Genomic DNA, 2,286 nt, shown 5'->3' with positions numbered 1-2,286 from the left:
CCCGGCCCTGCACCGCTCGCCGGTCCGTGCCGCCATGCTCGCCGGACTGGCGGTGGGTGCGTCGGCGGCTGCCGCCTGGAGCATCGGGGTGTCGACCCCCGCGGCGGGGCCGGAGCAGCCGGTGGCCCCGACGCCGAGCTGGGCCGCCCCGGCATCCTCCACGACCTTCGCCCGGACGGTCGCCGTCCTGCGCCCCGGCCGGGGCCGCTCCGTGCCCGGGCCGCAGACCTCGATGACGGTCCGCCGCGCCCATTGGGCAGAATCACTCCATGACTGAGCAGCAGCGGGACCCCTCCGGGGAGCAGACCGAGCCGGTCGACGTCACACGACAGTCGCCGACGCCCGGTGCCGCCGGGTTCCCGCCGCCCTCCGGTGAGCCCTACACGCACCTGCCCACTGCGCCCCACCCGGGCGCGCCCGGTGCCGGCCCGGCCCCGGACCCGTCCCCGTGGGCCACGGCGCCGGGTGCGATGCCTCCCCCGGGAGCCGGGCAGCCGTGGGCCAGCGCCCCCGCTGCGGACCCGTCACCGTGGGCCACGGCGCCGGTGGCCTTCTCCGCGTGGCCTCACGCCCACTCCGCAGACGTCACCGCACCGCTGCCCCAGGGTGGCGCTCACCCGCCGGCTGGTGGCGGCACCATCCCGCCCGGGGGTTCGGCTCCGGGTCCCCGGTCCTCGCGGTGGAGCGCCGGCACCGTCGCCGTGCTCGCCGCCGCGGTGCTCCTGGCCGCGTTGCTGGGCGGGACGGCCGGTGCGTTCATCGCCACTCGCAGCTCAGGCGTCACCTCAGGCGGGGTGCTGCCGGTGCCCCAGCCCGGGACGACCAGCCGGCCCGAGGGCTCGATCGCCAGCATCGCCGCCAAGGCGCTCCCGTCGGTCGTCACCCTCAAGGTCAAGGGCGCCGACGGCCAGGGGACCGGGTCGGGCTTCGTGATCAAGAGCGACGGCTTCATCCTGACCAACAACCACGTGGTGTCCTCGGCTGCGGGCTCCGGCAGCATCCGGGTCGAGTTCTCCGACGGCTCCCAGCTGCCGGCCACCATCGTCGGCCGCGACGCGTCATACGACCTCGCTGTCGTGCGGGTGCAGCGGACCGGCCTGCCCGTGCTGCCGCTGGGCAGCTCGGCCTCGGTCGTCGTCGGTGACCCGGTCGTCGCCGTCGGCGCCCCGCTGGGCCTGGAGAGCACGGTCACCAGCGGCATCGTCAGCGCGCTGAACCGTCCGGTGACCCCGGGTGGGGCCGACGACGCCCCGGCGTTCATCAACGCCATCCAGACCGACGCCGCGATCAACCCCGGCAACTCCGGCGGCCCGCTGCTGGACATGTCCGGCCGTGTCATCGGGGTCAACTCGGCGATCGCCCGGATCCCGGGCTCGAGCCCGCTCGACTCCGGTCAGTCCGGCAGCATCGGCGTGGGTTTCGCGATCCCCAGCGACCAGGCCCGCAAGACGGCGGACCAGCTGATGACCACCGGCAAGGCCTCGCACCCGGTCATCGGGGTCATCCTCGACACCGCCTACGAGGGCCAGGGGGTCCGGATCGCCACCTCGGCCAAGGGTGGTCGCCCCCCGATCACCCAGGGCGGCCCGGCCGACAAGGCCGGTCTCAAGCCCGGTGACGTCATCCTGAAGTTCAACGGTCGCGTCATCTCCGACCCCGACCAGCTCGTCGTGGCGATCCGGGCCCGCTCGGTCGGCGAGACGGTGACCCTGACCGTTCGTCGCGGAACGAGCGAGCGAACTGTCAGGATGACCCTGCAAGCGGCGACGGACTGATCGCCGTGCCCGGCGACGCAAAGGCCCACGCGTGAACATCCTCGACATCAACGGCTGGGAGTTCATCCTCCTGATCGTGATCGGCGTGGTCGTGCTCGGTCCCGAACGCCTGCCGGAGTACGCCGCAAAGCTCCGCGTCCTGATCCGGCAGGTCCGGGCCATGGCCGACAGCGCCCGGGGCCAGCTGCGCGAGCAGATGGGGCCCGAGTTCGACGACATCGACTGGAAGGCCTTCGACCCGCGGCAGTACGACCCGCGGCGGATCGTGCGCGAGGCGCTGCTCGAGGACGGCGAGGAGGACTTCTCGGCCTACAACCCGTTCAAGGAGCCCTCGCGACCCCGTCGGGACCCGGCCCTGCCGACCCCGTGGGACGTCGACGCCACCTGACACCGCGGTCCTCGCCGGACTGTCGGCCAAACCGAGCAGTCCTGCACGGACCAGGCAGCCAAACCGAGCGGTTCTCCACGGCCGTCGGCCGTGCAGAACCGCTCGGTTTGCGCGTCTCTGCCG

3 protein-coding genes are annotated in these 2,286 nt (G+C 73.7%); all 3 read left to right on the top strand.

Annotated features, from left to right (window positions below; translation table 11 throughout):
* The coding region (locus tag VF825_RS18615) for a hypothetical protein (RefSeq protein ID WP_331116182.1) at nucleotides 1–277 on the top strand (277 nt) is incomplete at its 5' end.
* Nucleotides 270–1,775 carry a trypsin-like peptidase domain-containing protein gene (locus VF825_RS18610; protein WP_331116180.1) on the top strand — a complete coding sequence of 502 codons (1,506 nt, stop codon included), beginning with the start codon at nucleotides 270–272 and terminating at the stop codon, nucleotides 1,773–1,775. The genes VF825_RS18615 and VF825_RS18610, both read left to right, overlap by 8 nt.
* A gap of 37 nt (nucleotides 1,776–1,812) precedes the next feature.
* Entirely contained in the window at nucleotides 1,813–2,163 is a 351-nt protein-coding gene (locus tag VF825_RS18605) for a preprotein translocase subunit TatA (RefSeq protein ID WP_331116184.1), read from the top strand.
* The last annotated feature ends 123 nt before the right edge of the window (nucleotides 2,164–2,286 follow it).

It is taken from the genome of Oryzihumus sp. (assembly GCF_036391795.1).
Classification (GTDB): Bacteria; Actinomycetota; Actinomycetes; order Actinomycetales; family Dermatophilaceae; genus Oryzihumus.
This window is presented reverse-complemented; position numbering and strand designations above follow the sequence as displayed.

Excerpts from the sequence above, each read along its gene's own strand:
- VF825_RS18610 (WP_331116180.1), top strand. The coding sequence starts at position 270 with ATGACTGAGCAGCAGCGGGACCCCTCCGGGGAGCAGACCGAGCCGGTC.